Source organism: Streptomyces sudanensis, from assembly GCF_023614315.1.
Lineage (GTDB): Bacteria > Actinomycetota > Actinomycetes > Streptomycetales > Streptomycetaceae > Streptomyces > Streptomyces sudanensis.
Window position 1 is genome coordinate 4,818,921 of record NZ_CP095474.1, and the last position, 18,170, is coordinate 4,837,090.

Annotated in this window: 16 protein-coding genes; all 16 read left to right on the plus strand. The window is 71.8% G+C overall.

The window, feature by feature from the left end; genetic code table 11:
• The first annotated feature begins 553 nt into the window (after window positions 1-553).
• The 16 genes from MW084_RS22315 (at window position 554) to MW084_RS22390 (ending at window position 18,163) form a co-directional block, all read left to right on the plus strand.
• Window positions 554-1,141: an SMI1/KNR4 family protein gene (locus tag MW084_RS22315; protein WP_010469569.1), complete on the plus strand. Its 588-nt coding sequence runs from the start codon at window positions 554-556 to the stop codon at window positions 1,139-1,141.
• 611 nt (window positions 1,142-1,752) lie between these two features.
• Complete coding sequence (locus MW084_RS22320) at window positions 1,753-2,580, plus strand: helix-turn-helix domain-containing protein (protein ID WP_010469570.1); 828 nt, start codon at window positions 1,753-1,755, stop codon at window positions 2,578-2,580.
• Window positions 2,577-2,780 (plus strand): DUF397 domain-containing protein, encoded by a 204-nt coding sequence (locus MW084_RS22325; RefSeq protein WP_010469571.1) that lies wholly within the window; start codon window positions 2,577-2,579, stop codon window positions 2,778-2,780. Before MW084_RS22320 ends, MW084_RS22325 begins: the two co-directional genes overlap by 4 nt.
• A 601-nt stretch (window positions 2,781-3,381) precedes the next feature.
• Window positions 3,382-3,855, plus strand: a complete 474-nt coding sequence (locus MW084_RS22330; RefSeq protein WP_255116216.1) for a GNAT family N-acetyltransferase — start codon at window positions 3,382-3,384, stop codon at window positions 3,853-3,855.
• 43 nt (window positions 3,856-3,898) lie between these two features.
• Entirely contained in the window at window positions 3,899-4,759 is an 861-nt protein-coding gene (locus MW084_RS22335) for an ATP-grasp domain-containing protein (RefSeq protein WP_029553379.1), read from the plus strand.
• Window positions 4,756-6,012, plus strand: coding sequence for an ATP-grasp domain-containing protein (locus tag MW084_RS22340; protein WP_010469574.1), 1,257 nt, complete (start codon window positions 4,756-4,758; stop codon window positions 6,010-6,012). The genes MW084_RS22335 and MW084_RS22340 overlap by 4 nt, the downstream gene beginning before the upstream one ends.
• A gap of 74 nt (window positions 6,013-6,086) precedes the next feature.
• Complete coding sequence (locus MW084_RS22345; RefSeq protein ID WP_010469575.1) at window positions 6,087-7,280, plus strand: ATP-grasp domain-containing protein; 1,194 nt, start codon at window positions 6,087-6,089, stop codon at window positions 7,278-7,280.
• On the plus strand, window positions 7,277-7,753 hold the full coding sequence (locus tag MW084_RS22350) for a cobalamin B12-binding domain-containing protein (RefSeq protein ID WP_010469577.1): 477 nt from the start codon (window positions 7,277-7,279) through the stop codon (window positions 7,751-7,753). Before MW084_RS22345 ends, MW084_RS22350 begins: the two co-directional genes overlap by 4 nt.
• On the plus strand, window positions 7,750-9,078 hold the full coding sequence (locus tag MW084_RS22355) for a methylaspartate mutase (RefSeq protein ID WP_010469578.1): 1,329 nt from the start codon (window positions 7,750-7,752) through the stop codon (window positions 9,076-9,078). Before MW084_RS22350 ends, MW084_RS22355 begins: the two co-directional genes overlap by 4 nt.
• A 43-nt stretch (window positions 9,079-9,121) precedes the next feature.
• Entirely contained in the window at window positions 9,122-10,402 is a 1,281-nt protein-coding gene (locus MW084_RS22360; RefSeq protein ID WP_010469579.1) for an MFS transporter, read from the plus strand.
• A 2-nt stretch (window positions 10,403-10,404) separates the two neighbouring features.
• The gene (locus MW084_RS22365) at window positions 10,405-11,628 is read left to right on the plus strand and encodes an ATP-grasp domain-containing protein (RefSeq protein ID WP_106428039.1); all 1,224 of its coding nucleotides are present in this window, start codon (window positions 10,405-10,407) and stop codon (window positions 11,626-11,628) included.
• A 36-nt stretch (window positions 11,629-11,664) separates the two neighbouring features.
• Complete coding sequence (locus MW084_RS22370; protein WP_029553382.1) at window positions 11,665-12,909, plus strand: ATP-grasp domain-containing protein; 1,245 nt, start codon at window positions 11,665-11,667, stop codon at window positions 12,907-12,909.
• Window positions 12,910-13,123: 214 nt separating this feature from the next.
• Window positions 13,124-13,681, plus strand: coding sequence for a DUF3291 domain-containing protein (locus MW084_RS22375; RefSeq protein WP_010469582.1), 558 nt, complete (start codon window positions 13,124-13,126; stop codon window positions 13,679-13,681).
• Window positions 13,678-15,003 (plus strand): ATP-grasp domain-containing protein, encoded by a 1,326-nt coding sequence (locus tag MW084_RS22380; protein ID WP_010469583.1) that lies wholly within the window; start codon window positions 13,678-13,680, stop codon window positions 15,001-15,003. The genes MW084_RS22375 and MW084_RS22380 overlap by 4 nt, the downstream gene beginning before the upstream one ends.
• A 56-nt stretch (window positions 15,004-15,059) precedes the next feature.
• Window positions 15,060-17,051 carry a class I tRNA ligase family protein gene (locus MW084_RS22385; protein ID WP_078571487.1) on the plus strand — a complete coding sequence of 664 codons (1,992 nt, stop codon included), beginning with the start codon at window positions 15,060-15,062 and terminating at the stop codon, window positions 17,049-17,051.
• Window positions 17,048-18,163, plus strand: coding sequence for an NAD(P)/FAD-dependent oxidoreductase (locus tag MW084_RS22390; protein WP_010469585.1), 1,116 nt, complete (start codon window positions 17,048-17,050; stop codon window positions 18,161-18,163). Before MW084_RS22385 ends, MW084_RS22390 begins: the two co-directional genes overlap by 4 nt.
• Window positions 18,164-18,170: the final 7 nt, after the last annotated feature.

Below are 18,170 nucleotides of genomic sequence, written 5' to 3' on the forward strand. Positions count from 1 at the left end.
TCCGATTCGACCGCGCGCATGGCGGGGTTGTTTATGTTCGACAACAGGGGACTCCTTCGATTCGGGGCACACCATACAATCAGGATTCCCCGAAGGTAATTCTTGACTTGTTCGGCGAAGTCATGTCCCTACGGCCGAGTCCTTCCGGCCATGCCAGGCCCGGGTGGTGGCGGGGCCAGCGACGCCGGAAGCTCCCTGCCCATTGGGACAGCGCCGACTGCCGCCCGGAGCGGGGGGCTCCCCGGTCACCTGCCGTGCCGCCCCCGATGCCCCTGATGCACCTGATGCGCCGGTTTCCCGGTCTGAGGACCTGATCTGCACCCGAAGGAGCGAGACCGGCTTCTCCGCCGCAGGCATCGACCGTGACCGCGACGCCGTCATCGCCAAACTCACACTGTCCTGGAGCTCCGGCACTGTCCAAGGCCACGTCAACCGGACCAGGATATTCAAATGTCAGATGTTCGGCCGAATCGGCTTCGCTCTTCCGCGGAGGAGTGGGCCTCCGACCGACCCCGGCCACCCACGAGGTGACGGGAACGAGAGAAGATGCGTGATGGATCCCCGCATACCCCGCCTGCGGCGCAAGCTGGCCGCGATCCCGTTCCAGCCGCTGCGCAGCCACTCCTTCGGGGAGGAACGACACGGGTTCCGCCTCGGTCCGAAGCTCGCGGAAGTACGTGTCGCCGCTTTTGAGGCCGAGCACGACATCGTCCTGCCCGACGCCTATCGGCAGTTCCTCACGCACGTCGGCGGCTCCGGCGCGGCGCCGTTCTACGGCCTCATGCCGCTGGAGCGGTGTTCCCTGCTGGTCATGAACCCACGTGGAGAACCGGGGGCGCCCCGCGGTTTCGACGGCACAGGCCCCAGGCCCCACGGGCGTGATCTCTTCCTCCACATCATCGAGATGGGCTGCACCGACGTCTGCGTCATCGCAGTGACCGGTCCCCTCACCGGCCGCGTCCTCATCGGCAACGGCGACGGGTTCTGGGGCCCTCACCTCTCCTCCGCCACCGACTTCCTCGACTGGTACGAACGCTGGCTCAACCACATGAGCGCCGGACGAGACAACCGGGCTCTGGAACTCACCTCACCCCGGCTTCGAGCCCATCCGAACCGTCACCGCACGGCTCCGAGGAACTGACCTTCCGGGGCAGCGCCACGGAATGCGTGCCAGAAGCCGATCTCATGGGCAGAGCCACTCGGCAGGCTCCGCCACCGTTCTTCGGAGGCGGAGGCGGAGGCGGAGGCGGAGGCGTTCCGGCGGACGACGCGACTCCGCACCGCTCCTCCAGGCTGCCGTACGGCCGGAAGCCGACCAGGGGTTCCGGTCGCCTTCCGGCCGTACGAGCACACCTCATGCGCCGACGGATCCCCAACCATGCTTCCAGCACGGTCCGCTCGTCGGCGTGCGTGGGAGGAATCGGCCGTCCGTCCGGTGTCGTGCTCATGGGCCCCCTGGCAGCGGCAGCCGTACCGATGCGTGCCTTCGCCGACGACGAACACACCCCTCGTCCTCGCCTCGCCCGCCCTCACGAGCCGGCTCCGCCGGGGCCGTCTGGCTCCTCCGCCTGCTCCGTGCGGTCGACGGCCGTGGCCGGCGCACAGCGCCGACCGGGTGCGGCGTGCTGACGGGTGCGGGTTGTACGCGTGACCGGCGTGCCTGTACCCGGTGTGGGCGTGACCGATCTCCGGGCGGTGCGTTGGGCGGGCGGAGTCCGGTGACGGTGAGGGTCGTACGGGAGGAGCTGCGGCGTGGACGACGAGGTTCAGCATTCGGAACACGGCTTCGGAACGGGCATGTTGTCCGTCTTCGGGCGCCAGTTGAAGCTGCTGCGGGACCGGGCGGGGATGGACCGGGCGAAGTTCGGTTCGCTGACCGGATACTCGCCCTCGACCATCGCGGCGTTCGAGCAGGGGAGGCGGATCCCGCCACCGAGGTTCATCGATAAGGCGGACGAACTGTTGGAGGCGGGCGGGGTCCTGAGCGCGGGCAAGGAGGAGGTGGCCCGGGCCCAGTACCCGGCGTTCTTCCGGGACGCGGCCCGACTGGAGGCGGAAGCGGCCGTGCTGCAGGTGTACGCAGTTCAGGCCGTACCGGGGCTGTTGCAGACCGAGGAGTACGCGCGAGCGGTCTTCGCCATGTGGCGCCCCCGGTTGGAAAGAGACGTCATCGAGCAGAGGCTGGCCGCCCGACTGGCGCGGCAGGGGATCTTCCGGAGGTCCGCTCCACACCTGAGTTTCGTGATCGAGGAAGCCGTCCTGCTTCGGCCGCTCGGTGGGGAGGCGGTGTGGAAGGGGCAGTTGGAGCAGATCCTGCTGATCGAGGAGAAGCGGAACGTGGAGATCCAGGTGATGCCGCTCTGCCGTCACGAACACGCGGGACTGGCTGGCCCGTTCACCTTGATGGAGCTGAGGGAAGGGCGCAGGATCGCCTATGCGGAAGTGCAAGGCGACAGCAGGGTCCACACAGCGCGTCAGAAGGTCCGGGAGCTTGAATGCACATACGGGTCCCTGCGCGCACAGGCCCGCACTCCGGCAGAATCACGTTCGTTGATCGAGGAGCTGTTGGGAGAGGGATGAACGGGGAAGAGGGCGGGCTCGGTCCGGACGGACCGGCCTGGTTCAAGAGCAGTTACAGCGCCGGTGACGGCGGCGAGTGCGTCGAGGTCGCCGCCGGTCCCGGCGGGGTCCACGTCCGTGACTCGAAGGACACCGCTCGCGCGCCGCTGGCCGTCGGCGCCCCGGCGTGGGCCGCGTTCGTGGAGTTCGCGGCGTTCTGACGGGAACGGGGCCCCGGGCGGATGCCCGCCCGGGGCCCGTACCTCCCTGGGGAAACCGGTGTCTCGACCGGGGCCCGGCCACGGGCAGAGGCATGGGTGAGGCGGCCGGTGTCGTCGACGATCGGGACACCGCCGACCCCCGGCCTGTAGGTGACGTGTTCCCGCAGGCCGTCGTGGACGTCATCGGACTCCGCTTCGATCCGGCGAGGACCGCGCAGGCCGTCGGCGCCGGGGCTTCACGCGCATATACCGTGCTCCCCGCGGATCACAAGGGCGGGGGCCCGAACAAAGAATTTCAATATTCAAAAACCCGCTCCCGGGTACTTCTTGATGCCCTCTGAGCTGGCCAAATGCGGGGGAGACCGGAGACCGTACGCCGGTAGACGCTCGCAGTCCAAGGTCATGGAACGGAGGGAACTCCGTGATCACGGACGTCTGCGCCTGCTGTGTACCGAACCCCGCCCAACACGGCGAGACATCGGCAAACGGGCGCCACCCGACGGCGCCGGAGCCCCGGCAAAGACCCCTGGAATATGAGGGGAGTTGTGGTTATGATCGTGAAGCGCGCGATCCGCGGACAAGGGACAGGGGGAGGGTCTTCGTGGAAGTACCCGCCGTGACGTCGATCACCATTGACAGGGCCGGTGCGGACGACATAGAAATCGTCACCGATCTTTTTCTCGGCTATCTGGACTTCTACAAGGCTCCGGCCTCCAGGGAGGCAGCCGGTTCTTTTATCGCGGAACGGTTGGCCAAGGCCGATTCGATGATTTTCATCGCCCGGGACGCGGACGGGACCGCCCTGGGTTTCACTCAGGTCTACCCGACCTTCGCGTCCGTCTCCATGGGGCGGGTGTGGATCCTCAACGACCTGTACGTCGTCCCGGACGCGAGGCGCCTCGGGGCCGGCCGTGCGCTCGTCCGGTTCGTCACCGACAGGGCCCGGGCCGAGGGGGTCGTCAGGGTCACCCTGGCCACGGCCGAGGACAACGTGTCCGCGCAGGCGCTCTACGAGGCCGAGGGCTTCACGACCGGTCACCCGGTACGTCACTACGTCAAGCGGACGCGTCAGTGAATCTCCCGAGATGAGCTGAGCCTCCACGCGGTTAGAGGCTTTCATGCAGACGATCCTTGTCGTGGACCGGCTCGCCGAAGCGGCGGTTCCCTATCACGAGTGGTTCACCCCGTCCGACGGCCGGCTGGTCCTGTTCACCACTCGGCCGGCGGAGGCGTTCTCATCCGTCGAGACCGCGCGTTACCTCGAAATGCACCACTATTCGACGGAGGACGCGCTCACGCTTCTGGAGCGCGACGCGCTGCGACGCGCGGGGCAGCCCGACGTCACGGCCGTCGTCGCGCCGGCCCGAATGGATCTGCTGCTCGCGGCAGTGCTGCGTGAACGGCGGGATCTGCCCGGGCAGACGAGAAGAAGCGCCCTTCTGTTCAACGACGTCTGCGCCCTCCGGCACGAACTGGAAGCCGCGGGTCTCCCCACGGTGAACTGCTCGCCGGTGACGCAGATACTGGACGTCTTCGGGTTCGCCGCGGAGCACGGGTTTCCCGTCCGGGTCCGGCCACGAGGAGCCCGGCACGGTGCGACCGTGGAACTCGGAAGCACCGGGGAGGTCGAGGCGTACGTCGCCGGCGGACTCACCGCGCGCAAGGAGCACCTGCCCGACCTCGCCGTCGAATCGGTTCCGCAAGGGCGCCGGATGGACCTGGCGGGCACGACCGGCGGGGGAATCCCCGTGACGACCGGCGGGGGAATCCCCGTGACGCCGCAGGGCGGTCCGGTCGCCGACGAGGAAGTGGCGGGGCTCGTCGCCGCCGCGCTCGACGTCCTGTCCGTTCCCGCCGGCCACCACTGGCAGGCGAAACTGATCCGGACTCCGGAGGGAGTCCTGATCGACGAACTGACGGTGGGGCTCACGGCCGGTGATCCCGTTCCGGCCCCCCGAATACGAGAGGCACAGCCGTGAGCTTGCTCATCCTGCACCGCGGTTCCCTCCGTGCGAACCGCTATGCCGAGTGGCTCGCGGATTTCGGCGGAGACGTCGTCCTCCTGGCTTCGCAGGAGAAGCTGGACGCGGTGAAGGAGGAACTGCGGCCGACGGCCGACGGCTTCCTGCACGCCGAAGCGATAACCGGATACGACCTGAGCGGCCGGCTGGAGTCGCGGGCCCTGGAACTCGCCGAGAAGTACGACGTCCAACACGTCTTCGCGAGCAACGAGTACGACCTGGAAAGAGCGGCGCTCCTCCGGGAGATCCTCCGGATTCCCGGGCAGGGAAGCGACAGCGCACAGGCGTTCCGCGACAAGGTCCTCATGAAGGAGGCCGCCCTCGCCGGCGGTGTGCCCGTCGCTCCCTACCGTACGGTCGAGTGCGCCGCCGACGTCCACGCCTTCGCCGCCGACCACGGCTTCCCGCTGGTCGTCAAACCGCGCAACGCCGCCGGGTCGGTGGGGACCACCGTCGTCCGCACCCCGGAGGAGCTCGACGAACTCGTCGCGCTGCGGATGACGGCGGACCAGGGCCGGCCCAACCTGCTCGTCGAGGCGTTCGTCCCCGGTGGGATGTGCCACGTCGACGGCCTGGTCCTCGACGGCGAGGTCGTCCTCGCCTGGCCGTCGCGGTACCTGGACGCACTGGTGTCCTTCCCGGTCGGCGGAATCCTCGCCGATGTCTCCCTCGATCCGGACGATCCGCTCGCCGCGCGCCTGCTGGCTCTCTGCGACCGGCTGATGAGCGCCATGCCGACGCCGCCGAACTGCGCCTTCCACATCGAGGTCTTCCACACCCCGGACGATCGACTCGTGCTGTGCGAGGTCGCGAGCCGCACCGGTGGCGCCAAGATCAAGGAAACGATCGAGGTCATGTTCGGCGTGGACCTGACCGAGGCGTGGCTGCGGGCCGAAGTCGGGCTGGAACCGCCCCGCGCCCTGCGCGGCCCCCGGCGGCCGCGGCCCCGCACCATGGCCGGATCGCTGCTGATGCTGTCCCGTCCGGGGCTGGTCCGCGACGTGCCGCGGACCGCCGACTTCCCCTGGGCGGAGCGGTACGAACTCCTGGTGGAGCCGGGGCAGCGGCTCGACCCGGCCGCCTTCTGCGGCGACGTGATCGCCTCACTGGTCGTGTCCGCGCCCGACCGGCGGGAGTGCGAGCGCCGACTGGGCCTGGCCCGCCGGTGGTTCGAGGACGCCGCCGTGATCGATCCCCCGCCGCACGCCTGACGACCCCGCCCGTCGCTCCGCCGGACGCGCAGCCGCCGCCCGCCCCCAGCCGAAAGGACCCTCCCTTGCCACGCGTGGCCGTCATCGGAGGCACCATCAACATCCTCCTCCGCGCCGCCGCTCTGGACGTGAGCGTCGTGCTGTTCCACAAGGAGGGCGCCTACGACCCGGAATCCGTCAAGTACTGCACGGAACTGGTCCACGTCGACTTCGTCGACGACCCCGAAGCCCTGGTGGAACTGGTGCGGGCCCACCACGAGCGCCGGCCGTTCGACCGGGTCATGTCGCTGACCGAGAACGGCCTGGTGCCGGCCGCCCGGCTCAACGAGATCCTCGGGCTGGGCGGCAACTCCCTGCGCACGGCCGAGCTGCTCAAGGACAAGGTGTCCATGCGCCGCCGTCTCGACGAGGAAGGCATAAGCCCCGTCGCCTACCGCGCCGTGCGCAGCCGGCAGGAGCTCGACGCGTTCCGGCAGCTGATCGGCGGTCCCGTCTTCGTCAAGCCGGTGAACGGCTCCGCCAGCGTGGCCGTGCAGCGCGTGGACACGTCCGCCGACGCGGCGTCGGCCTGGGCCCGCCTCACCGCGGCGGGGTACGACGAGGCCATAGCGGAGGAGTTCCTGGAGGGGCCGGAGTTCAGCGTCGACGCCTACTCGTGGCAGGGCCGGCACACCGTCATCGCCGTCACGCGCAAGCTGCTCGCCCCCAACTCCCTGGAGATCGGGCACTCGATGCCCGCCCAGCTCGAAGAGGACACGCGGTCGGAGATGACGCGCATGGTCCGCGCGATGCTCGACGCCGTCGGCCTCGTGGAGGGCCCGACCCACACCGAAGTACGCCTGACCCCGAAGGGCCCGCGCATCATCGAGTCCCAGAACCGGATCGGCGGCTCGCGGCTCTACGAGATGATGTCCCTCGCCTTCGGCATCGACATCATCCGCCTCGCCGTGGCCGTCCCGCTCGGCCTGGAACCGGCCCCGGAGAAGACCCCCGACACCCTGGCGGGCGCCGCCGTCCGCTACTTCACGCCGCCCCCCGGCGTGGTCACCGCGATCACCGGCACGGAGCACCTGCCCGACGACGGGACGCTGCGCCTGGCCCTGGGCGTCGCGGTCGGCGACACGGTCGCGGAGCAGCGCACCTCGATCGACCGCGACACCCTCGGCTGCTACGTCGTCTGCTCCGGTGCGGACGAGGCGGACGCCGTCGCGCGCTGCGAAAGGGCCCTGGACACCGTGACGATCACCACCCGGGCGGTGGCGCGGTGACCGTCCCGACGCCCTGCCGGGACCGGGCTCCCGTCGCGAGGAAGACGGTCCTCGTCTCCAGCGTGTCCTCCGACTCGCACACCTGGAACCTGGTCTACCTGCAACTGCTCCTCGAGGAGATGGGGCACGACGTCGTCAACATCGGGGCGTGCGTCCCGGACCGGTTATTCGTCGACGAGTGCCTGCGGCACCGGCCGGACCTCGCCGTCGTGAGCACCGTGAACGGCCACGGGTACGCCGACGGCAGACGGCTGATCCGGCGCGTCCGCGAGGAGACCGCCCTGGACCGCCTGCCGGTCGTCATCGGCGGCAAGCTCGGAATCCGGGGCGGCCTGCCGCAGGACGCCGGCCTGGAGCTCATCGGGGAGGGCTTCAGCGCCGTGTTCGACGACAGCGCCTCCCCCGACGACTTCCGCCGTTACGTCGAGTCCGTTAGTACGCGGCGGCTTCCCGCGGGGAGCCGGCACCGATGACGACACGTCCGGACCCTCCGGCGCCGCTCGGCGCGTTCGGCGGCTTCATCGCCCGGGCCAGGGCGGAGAAACGACTCGTCGTGCAGCCCCGCATGGGCTTCCCGGACCCCCGCCGGATGCGGGAGGGCCTCGACGCCGTGAAGGCCGCGCGGGCCCGCACCATCGGCACCATCACCGTGGACAGCTACACCCGCACCGGCGACCACGACGGGGCCCGCGAGGCCCTGGCCGCCGGCGCGGACCTCAACGGCTTCCCGCTGGTGGCCCACGGGCCCGCCGTGACCCGCGAGATGCTCCGGGGAGTGGAGTCGGCCGAGTTCCCCGTTCAGGTCCGGCACGGTGCGCCACTGCCGTACGACATCCTGCGGACCCTGGCGGAGGCCGGTCTCACGGCCACCGAGGGCGGGCCCGTGTCGTACTGCCTGCCCTACGGCCGGACGCCGCTGCGGGACTCCGTGCGCGCCTGGCGCGGCGCCTGCGAGATGCTGGCCTCCCACGACGGCAGAGCCGGCCCGGTGCACATGGAGAGCTTCGGCGGCTGCCTGCTCGGCCAGCTCTGCCCGCCCGGCCTGCTGGTCGCCGTCACCCTCCTGGAGGGCCTGTTCTTCCGGCAGGCCGGGATCCGCAGCGTCTCCCTGAGCTACGCCCAGCAGACGAACCCCCGGCAGGACACGGAGGCGGTGTCCGTCCTGCGGGAGCTGGCCGGCGAGTACCTCGCGGACACCGACTGGCACGTCGTGATCTACACCTACATGGGCGTGTACCCCCGGACCCGTGCCGGTGCCGCGAACCTGCTCCGCCAGAGCGCCGGGCTGGCGGTGAGGACGGGAGCGGAACGGCTGATCGTCAAGACCGAGGTCGAGGCGTACCGCATTCCGACGATCGCGGAGAACGTCCGGGCACTGGAGATCGCCGAAGAGGCCGCGGCGGAGGAGCGGTCGCTGCTCGGCGCCTCGGCGCCGCCGGCCGCACCGCGGGACACGGGGATCGGGGCGGAGAGCCGCGCGCTCGTCGAGGCGGTCCTGAGCCTCGACGCGGACATCGGCACGGCTCTGGTGAAGGCCTTCGAACAGGGCCTGCTCGACGTGCCGTACTGCCTCCATGCCGACAACCACGGCCGGGCCCGGAGCTACATCGACGAGGAGGGGCGGCTGGGCTGGGTCGACACGGGGCGGATGCCCATCACCGGCTCCGTCCGTACGGGCGCCCCCGAGCGGATCGGTGCCGACCACCTCCTGAACATGCTGTCGTTCGTCGAACGCCGCTTCGACGAGTCCGAACTGGCGAAGCGCGCTTCCCGGAGGCACGACGGCCTCGCGCCCTGACACGCACGGCGAACCATCCAACGAGCAGACCCCGGGGGGGCGCATGACCACGAGCACCGACGCACAGCCGGCCGGCACCACCGCACCGGGACCGCGGCACAACCGCGACTTCCTGAAACTCTGGTCCGGGCAGGCCGTCTCCGACTTCGGCACGCAGATCACCCTGCTCGCCTTTCCGCTCATCGCGGTCTCCTCGCTCGACGCGACCTCCCTGCAGATGGGGTTCCTCAACGCGGCGGGACACGTGCCCATCGTCGTCCTCACCCTCCTCGCCGGGGCCTGGGTGGACCGGGTCAGACGCAGACCCGTCATGATCGCCACCAATGTCGCGCGGGCCGTCACGATCGCCGCCGTGCCCTGCCTCGCCTTCGCGGGCGTGCTGCGCATGGAGTACCTGTACGCCATCACCCTCGTCCTGGGCTCGCTGGGCGTGCTGTTCGACGTGTGCTACCAGGCGTACCTGCCCACGATCGTCCCCCCGGAGCAACTGGTCGCCGCCAACGGCCGGCTGCAGGCGACGTACTCGGCCGCGCGGGTCGGCGGCCCCGGGGTCGGGGGCCTCCTGGTGCAGGCGCTCTCCGCCCCGGTCGCGCTCCTCGTCGACGCGCTCTCGTTCCTGGTCTCCGCCGTCGGCCTGTCCTCCATCGAGGCGGAGGAACGGGTGCGGTCCAAGGAGGAGCGCGCCGGACGCGTGTGGACCAGCATCACGGAAGGGCTGCGCTACTCGTTCGGCCAGCCGCTCCTGCGCGCCGTCACCATCCAGGCCACCTGCTGGAATCTGTTCATCGCCTCGATCCAGGCCGTGTACATCATGTACGCGACACGTCAGCTCGGGCTCTCCCCGGCACTGATCGGGCTCACCTCGGCGGGCGGCGCGGTCGGTTCCCTCATCGCGTCCTTCACCACGCGGCGGACGGCCCTGCGGTTCGGCACCGGACGGACCATCGCCGGCGCCGTGGTGCTCGGCTGCTCCGCGCCGCTGCTGCTGCCCCTCGCCGGCGGACCCACGGCGCTGGTCATCGCGGTGATCGCCCTGTCGTTCTTCCTCAGCGGCGTGGGCGCCACCACGTCGAACGTCCACGTCGTCGCCCTGCGCCAGACCATCACACCCCAGGACCTCATCGGCCGGGCGACCGCCAGCCACCGCTTCTGCGCGGGGAGCGCCCTGCCCCTGGGAGCACTGCTGGGAGGCGTGATGGGCGAGGTCCTGGGCCTGCGCGAGGCCCTCTTCGTGAGCGCCGCCGCACTCTTCTGCACCCCTGTCCTGATCCTCACGTCCCCCATTCCGGGGCTGCGCGAACTCCCGAAAGGCCCGATGAAGTGAACGTGCTGGTGATCGGTTGGAAGCAACTCGTCGAGGAGGCGCTGGAGGCCCTGGGCGTCCCCCACACCACGGTCGTCGAGATGCACAAGTACCCGAAGGCGAGGGAGACGCGCCGGCAGGAGGCGACGTTCCTGCCCTGCGGGGACACGAGTGACGTCGAGGCGGTCCTCGGGGCGCTCGCCCGCGCCGACGCCCGCCTGGACGACGTGTCGATGGTCTGGGGCACCGACGAGTTCAACATCGTCTCCGCGGCGGCCGTCGCCGCGGTCCTCGGCAGGCCGTCCCGGTTCGACCCCGCCACGGCACTGCTCTTCCGCGACAAGTTCCTGCAGAAGCGCGCGGTGCGGCAGGCCGGCATCCGGGTCGCCCGCACGGCGGTCCTCTCCTGCCTCGACGACCTGGCGTCCGGGGCCGCCGCGGAGGTCGGCTTCCCGGCGGTGCTCAAGCCGATGGCGGGGGCGGGAACCATGCTCACCCAGCGGGTCGACACCGTGGAGGAGCTCCGCGAGGCGCTGGCCGAGGTGCTCGGGGACAGCCCCCGCTCCGGGCCGTTCCTCCTGGAGGAGTACGTCGACGGCAGCGAGATGCACGTGGACGGCGTCCTCTTCGACGGCGAGATCACCACCTACGGCGTCTCCCGCTACTTCACCAACAACCTGCACGTCCGGTCGGGCGGTATCAACGGCGCCTACATGCTGGACCCCGGCAGGTTCCCGGCCGTGTACGCGGAGGTCGGTGCCCTCACCGCGCACGCCCTGCGGACGCTCGGCCTCACCCGAGGCGTCTTCCACATGGAGGTGTTCGAGACGCCCGACGGCTACTGCTTCTCCGAGTGCGCCGCGCGGCACGGCGGCAACGGCGTCTTCCAGTCGTTCCGGTACAAGTTCGGCCTCGACCTGCTCGCGGAACACGTCAAGTCCCTGGTCGGAATGGCCCCCGGCACGCCCGCCGCCTCGCCGCGCGCCTACGGCCGGACCCTGCTGAGAGCGCCTCACGGGCGCGTCACCGCCGCCCCCGCCGAAGAGGAGCTGCTCGCCCGGCCCGGCGTGCTGGAGGGCGCCGTGGACCTGCGCATCGGTGCCGAGACCCCCGACATGACCCGGAACAGCTTCGCCCGCGCCGGCAGCGCGATCATCGCGGCGGACGACGAGGAGGCCCTGCGCGTCCGCATCGACGACATCCGCGAATGGTTCCACGCCGCCGTCACGGTCGAGCCGACCGCCTGACCGGCCCAGCAGACGTCACGGAAACGAGGAGGAAGAATGCCCCGAGTAGCAGTGATCGGCGGGGAGCTGTACGCCGTCCGCCACGCGAAGGACCTCGGCATCGACGTGGTGCAGGTCCACGTCCCGGGCAAGTACGACGAGCGCGTCGCCCACTACTGCGAGCAGGTGCTCGAGGTCGGCGCCCTCGCGGACAGCGAGGCCGTCGTCGAGGCCCTCAGACCCCTGCATCGCGCCCGGCCCTTCGACCGGGTCGTCACGACCAGCGAGTTCGGCGGCGTCACCGCCGCCCGGGTCGCCGAGGAGTTCTCGCTCCCCGGCAACAGCGTCAGGACCGCGGAGATCCTCAAGGACAAGGCGCTGATGCGCCGCGTCCTGGACGAGCACGGCCTGAGCCCGGTCGCCCACCGCCTGGTGCGCAGCGCGGAGGACATCGTCGGTTTCCTGCCCTCCGTCGACGGCCGCATGGTGGTGAAGCCCGTCGACGGCACCGCCAGCGCCCACGTGCAGCTGGTGCGCGGCGAGGAAGAGGCCGCCGCGGCCTGGAAGGCCATGCGCGACGCCGGATACACGGAGGCGCTGGCCGAGGAGTTCCTGGAAGGGCCGGTCGGCAGCGTCGAGTCGTTCTCCGCGGGGGGCCGGCACCTTCCGGTCACCGTCACGGAGTACGTCGTCAACGACCGGTTCGTCGAGATAGGCACCACCATGCCGAGCCGGATCACCGACGGCGTCACCCGGCAGCTGTTCGACCTGACGACGGCGCTGCTGGACGCCGTCGGGCTGGTGGAGGGCCCGGCCCACACGGAATTCGTCCTCACCCCTCGCGGGCCCCGGATCCTGGAGTCGCACAACCGCATGGCCGGGGGCGGCATGCCGGAACTGGTGCGCCGCGCCCACGGCCTGGACTTCGCCAGGATGTTCCTCTCCGTGCCGACCGGTCTGGAGGCACTGCCGACCGCGGTGCCGGAGCACCGCGGGGCGGCCATCCGCATGTTCGCGCCGGATCCGGGGGTGGTCACGCACGTCACCGGGCTGGACGAGGTGGACGCCACCGTCGTCCGGACGCCGCCGGGCGTCGTCGTCCCGGGCACGCCGGGCATCGTGGAGCTCGCCGACGCGGAGGTCGGTGTCATGCTGCAGCTCAACCCGGGTGACGTGGTGCCGCCCCTGGACGCCGGCTGGAACCGGCGCGCCGGCTACGTGATCGCTTCGGGCCGCGACTGCCACGAGGCGACGGCGCGGTGCGAGGACGTTTTCGGGAAGATCGGTATCCACACCTCGTAATATCCAGTTCTTCAAAGATTTTTCCGTTTCCGGGGCCGCCGCACGGAAAGGGCGTCATACTGTTTCACGCCGGGGCCGGTTGCCTCTCGATTTCCGGGTGAGCCTTGTCGCCTCCCGTGAAATGAACGGGGGTTGACTCGGGGAAGTGGTGGTCGGCAAGCTTGATAAAGCGGAGAAAACGAAGCGCCGCAGGGAAATGAAGGGGGGAACCGGGATGCCTCGCGTCGCGTTCACCACGTTCGCGATCCTGAAGCAGCCGTACGGAAATCCCGAGGTTCAGGAATTCGACGACCTGACGCCGCCCACGTTCGAAGAGGCGGAGCGCAGCCCCGGATTCGTCGCACGGGCGAAGGAGTCGAGCGGCCAGAGCCACCTGACGAACTTCGAGAGGGACTGGGGCCGGTGGGGCGCCTTCGACGTGCCCCGCTTCTACACCGGCGGCCGCACCGACGAGACCGACAGCCGCGCCTCCACCCTGTCCCTGTGGGAGGATCTCGACTCGGTCTTCTCCTTCGTCTACAACGGCCTGCACCGCAGCACCTTACGCAGGCGCCACGAGTGGTTCCTCAAGCCCGAGTGGCCGAGTTACGCCGCCTGGTGGGTCTCCGACGACACCATCCCGACGTGGGCGGACGCCTGCGCGGCACTCGAGCACCTGCACGACCACGGGCCCACCCCGCGTGCGTTCACCTTCCGCCGGCCCTTCACCCCGGACGGCACCCCGACGCGCCTGCGCGCCATGGGCAGGGGCGAGCGGGAGCATGCGCGATGAGCGACCGGCGCTCCGTACTGCTGGTCATCGGCGCCGGCACCCGGAAGGACCGTGACAGCCGGCCGTATCGGGAGCGCCTGCCGGCCGGCGCGGCCCGGGAGTACCCGCCGTGGTTGCTGGAGACGGACGAACCCATCCGGCAGGCGCCCTGCGCGGCCGGCAGCGGCATCGTTTCCGAACGGACCGCCGAGGCGCTCGTCGCCGCTGCCCGGGAGGTCGCCGGGCGGCACGACGTCATCGGAGCGCTGTGCCCGGACGAGGCGCTGCTGCCGCCCGCCGCCCGCGTCGCGGCGGATCCGGGGCCGCCGGGCGCGAGCGTGGAAGCGGTGCGGGCCTGCCGGGACGAGGAGCCGGGCCGGCGGCCGCTCACGGAAGCGGACCTGCCGCAGCCGCGTCGCACCACGGTCGAGTCCGCGGACGGCCCGCGCGCGGTCGCCGGGGAGTACGGATACCCCGTCGCCCTCAAGCCCCCCGGCCCGGAAGCGAGTTCGGGCGTGATCGAGGCGGAGGGCCCGGACCGGGCGGACACCGCGTCAGCCGTCGCGGTCGCCGCCGACCACCCGGACGTGGAGCGGTACCCCGGCACGGTGGCCGGGGAGCTCCCCGGCGGCCCGGAGACCGGTGTCGGCGGGTCCGTGGCGGACGGCAGGCACGAGCCGTACGCCGTGGCCCGCGAGAGGGGCGGCTCGCCGCCGCGCTCCGTGGAGACCGGGCACGTGGTCGGCGCGGACGCCCCCGCCCTGACCGACCCGCTGATACGCGGCCTCCCGGACATCCCCGCCCTGACCGACCCGCTGGCCCGCGGCCTCCCGGAGCGCACGCACAAGGCCCTCGGCTTCGGCCACGGCATGACGCACGCCGAGGCGAAGCCCACGTCCCGCGGCCCCGTCGTCGAGAGCAACGGCCGGCCGGGCGGCGGCCCGATCCCGCGGCCCGGCCGGCCCGCCGCCGGGGTGGACCTCGGCCGGGCGGCGGCCCGGGTGGCGGCAGGTGTCCGGCCGCCGGTGCCGCCGGCCTCCGCGGACGCGCCGCACGGCGGGCCGCGCACCGTCGGCATCCGGCTCCGCGACCCCACCGGGGACCTCGCCGTCACCGGCATCGAACCGCCCCGCCCGGAGGACCACCCCGGCCTGATCGAGGCCGTGCCGCTCGTCGCGGTCGGCGCCGAACCGCGCCGCCCACCCGCCGGCCACGTGTCCCGTTCCGCCCACCCCACCGCCGAGGGCGCCGACACCGGGGAGCGCTCCGCGCGCCTCGGCGCCCCGGGGAGCGCCGTCACCGTGCACGGCAGACCTCCCACCGGCGGCGCACCGGCGATCTGACGCCCTCAGAACCGTCCCACCAGTCCCCTTTCCCCTACGTCAACGGTGGTGTCCACATGATCACGCGCGCCTTCGACAGGTCAGCCATGAGCTGGTCCTACGAAATGCACCTGCAGCCCATGCTGTCCGCGGCCGACATCAAGGGACTGCCCTTCGGGTCCGTCTTCGGCAGCGTTCCTGCCCACAGCGTCTCCAAGCGCCACGCCCACCAGGACGGCGAGATGTTCATCGTCCTCTCGGGCCGGGCGGTCGTCGTCCTCGGCGAGGAGGAACGCGAACTCGGACCCGGCGGGGTCGTGTACCTCTCGCCCTTCGGCTTCCACGAGATCCGCAACGAGTCCGACGAGCCGTTCGACATAGTCTCCGTCTACTGGGAGGACATCCCCTCCGCCGTGGAGGCCCTGGCGCAGATCCCGCCGCGCAGTCTCCTCGCCGAGCGGTCCCTGGTCTTCTGCCCGCCGCCCACCCCGAACGGCGGCCTGCACCTCGGGCACCTCGCCGGCCCGTACGTCCGCGCCGACATGCTGGTGCGGGGGCTGCGCGGCATGGGCAAGGAGGCCCGCTACGTGACCGGCACGGACGACCACCAGTCGTACGTGGCGGCCGCCGCGCGCCTCGCCTCCGCCGACCCCGCCACCGTGGCGAGGACCGAGGGCGACGCCATCGTGGCGACGCTGCGGGCCGCCGGGGTGGGATGCGACAGGCTCACCCGGCCGGCCACGACGGACGGGCACGCCGACCGCGTCAGGGAGCTCTTCGCCCGGGTGGCCGCGTCCCCCACCGTCGTCGAGGAGGAGCGGGAGACCGCGTACTGCGCCACCTGCGACCTGTCCCTGCACCAGGCCTTCGCCCGCGGACGGTGCGCCCACTGCTCGGCCGCCAGCGACGGGGAGATCTGCGAGGCCTGCGGGCGCCCCAACGAAGCGCGCGAGCTGATCGCCGTCGAATGCCGGATCTGCGGCACGCCCGCGGGCACGCGGCCGGAGAAGGCCCTGTGGCTGGACACGGCGGCCCACGCCGACGAGCTGCGCGAGTACCTGACGCAGGTCGACGCGAGCCCCGACCTGCGCGCCCTGGTGGAGAACCTGCTGGACTCGCCCGAGGGCCTGGCCCCCTACCGGCTGACGCGCACCAGCGACTGGGGCGTCGGCTGGGGCGAGGAGGCGGGACAGGCCGTCGACCCGTGGGTGGACCTCGCCCTGACGTACCTCACCGCGGCCCGGGCGGAGACCGACGCCTCCGGCCCGGCGGAGATCTCGCTCTTCCTCGGGTACGACAACAGCTACTACTACGCCGTGCTGCTGCCCGTACTGGCCTTCGCGGGAGGCCTGCGCGACCTGCTGCCCTCCTCGTTCGTCACGAACAAGTTCCTGCACCTCGGCGACGAGAAGTTCTCCACCAGCCGCGGTCACGCGGTGTGGGCCGACGACGCCCTGGCGGCGGCGGGCCCGGACGCCGTGCGCCTGGCGCTGCTGCGCAACGCCCCGGAGGGCCGGGTCACCCGCATCTCCGCACAGGCCGCCGACCGGCTGGACGACGACCCGTTCCTCCACCAGGTCCACGAATGGCTCGCCGGATTCGCGGAGCTGAGGGAGGAGTTCGGGGGCAAGGTGCCCGGCACCGGGGCCTGGACGTCCGCCCACCGCGAGTTCTACCGCTACCTCAACTCCGCCACCCAGCAGCTGGACGCCCTGCTGGTCCCGGCGTCCTTCAGCGCCCGCCGCTACGTCGCCCTGCTCGAATCCCTCGTCGGCCACGTCGTGGAGTTCCGCGCCACCGAGGAGCCGCTGCGCCGGATCCCCTCGATGGCCGAGGAGGCGCGGACCAGCCTGGCCCTGGAGTACCTGGCCGCCAAGGTGTTCGCGGGTCTGACCGCCCCGGTGACGCCGGACCTCGCCCAGCGCGTCTGGAGCTGGCTCGGCCTGCCCGGCGAGCCCCGGCGCGAGCAGGAGTGGTCCTTCCTCCCCACCGGCACCGTGTGCGGTGACGCCGACTTCCGCCGCGACGCCCCCCGCCAGGAGCGCCCCGTCCCCGAAGAGGCGCGGTGACCCGTCCGACGGCGAACGCCCCCGCGCTCCGCTCCGACCCGGAACCGCCCCGCACCGCCGACGTCGTGGTGGTGGGCGCGGGGATCACCGGCGCTTCGATCGCCCACCACCTGGCGCTGCTCGGCGTCCGGGTCGCCGTGGTGGAGCAGGCGCCACGACCCGCGGCCGGCGCCACCGGCCCGTCCGGCGGGATGGTGCGGGCGTACGACACCGACCCCGTCGTCGCCGACCTGGCGGCGGCGAGCCTCGCCGTCTACCGCGACCCCCGCCGGTGGTCGGCCGGACGGTCCCCGCTGCGCACCGTGGGCGCCGTCACGGTGGCCGACCCGGCCTGCGAACAAGTCCTGCGCCGGGCGGCCGAGGACCTCGCGGCGGCCTGCCCGGACACCTCCGCCCACGTGGTCGCGGACCGCGACGAGGCCATGGGGGTCCGCCTCGACGGAGGCATCGCCCTCGTGGAGCCCGACGCGGGGTGGGTCCCTCCCGCGGACGTCACCGAGGACTGGCTGCGACGGGCCCTGGCCGACGGCGCCTCGCTGCACTGCGGGGTCCGGGTGCTCGGGGTGGAGGCCGAAGGAGGGCGGCCGGTCGTCCGCACGACGGCCGGGGACGTCCGCGCCGGGACGGTCATCGCGGCCACCGGGCCCTGGACGGCCCGCCCGCCGCGGGGACTGGCCCCGCGTTCGGCCGTGCGTTCCCGGTCCATCCAGGTCGGCATCGTCCGCAGGCCCGCGGACACGCCCCCGCACGCCACCTTCATCGACCTGCGCACAGGGGTCTACGGCAAGCCGGTCGACGCGGCCCACTCCCTCGTCGGCATGCCGCACCTGGTGTGGGACGCCCCGTTCGACGCGGCCCCGGACCCGGCCCACGCCCTGGCCACCACGCGCGCCGCCCACCCCTACCTGCCGTGGGCCCGGGACGCCGAGCAGGTGTCCGTCGTCCGCGCGGCCGACGGCTACGGCGACGGCTCGCACCTGCTCACGCGAACGGAATCACCCCACGTGTGGTCGGTGCGGGGCTGGAACGGCGGCGGAGTGAAGACCGCCCCGGAAGCCGGCCGCCGCATCGCCGAACTCCACGTCAGCGACGAGCTGACCACCCGCATCTGACCGCCCC

What these genes read in the sequence shown, in the direction of transcription:
- MW084_RS22375 (WP_010469582.1), top strand. Translation starts at nt 13,124, where the DNA reads ATGCCTCGCGTCGCGTTCACCACGTTCGCGATCCTGAAGCAGCCGTAC.
- MW084_RS22370 (WP_029553382.1), top strand. Translation starts at nt 11,665, where the DNA reads ATGCCCCGAGTAGCAGTGATCGGCGGGGAGCTGTACGCCGTCCGCCAC.
- MW084_RS22315 (WP_010469569.1), top strand. Translation starts at nt 554, where the DNA reads ATGGATCCCCGCATACCCCGCCTGCGGCGCAAGCTGGCCGCGATCCCG.
- MW084_RS22380 (WP_010469583.1), top strand. Translation starts at nt 13,678, where the DNA reads ATGAGCGACCGGCGCTCCGTACTGCTGGTCATCGGCGCCGGCACCCGG.
- MW084_RS22325 (WP_010469571.1), top strand. Translation starts at nt 2,577, where the DNA reads ATGAACGGGGAAGAGGGCGGGCTCGGTCCGGACGGACCGGCCTGGTTC.
- MW084_RS22385 (WP_078571487.1), top strand. Translation starts at nt 15,060, where the DNA reads ATGATCACGCGCGCCTTCGACAGGTCAGCCATGAGCTGGTCCTACGAA.
- MW084_RS22355 (WP_010469578.1), top strand. Translation starts at nt 7,750, where the DNA reads ATGACGACACGTCCGGACCCTCCGGCGCCGCTCGGCGCGTTCGGCGGC.
- MW084_RS22335 (WP_029553379.1), top strand. Translation starts at nt 3,899, where the DNA reads ATGCAGACGATCCTTGTCGTGGACCGGCTCGCCGAAGCGGCGGTTCCC.
- MW084_RS22360 (WP_010469579.1), top strand. Translation starts at nt 9,122, where the DNA reads ATGACCACGAGCACCGACGCACAGCCGGCCGGCACCACCGCACCGGGA.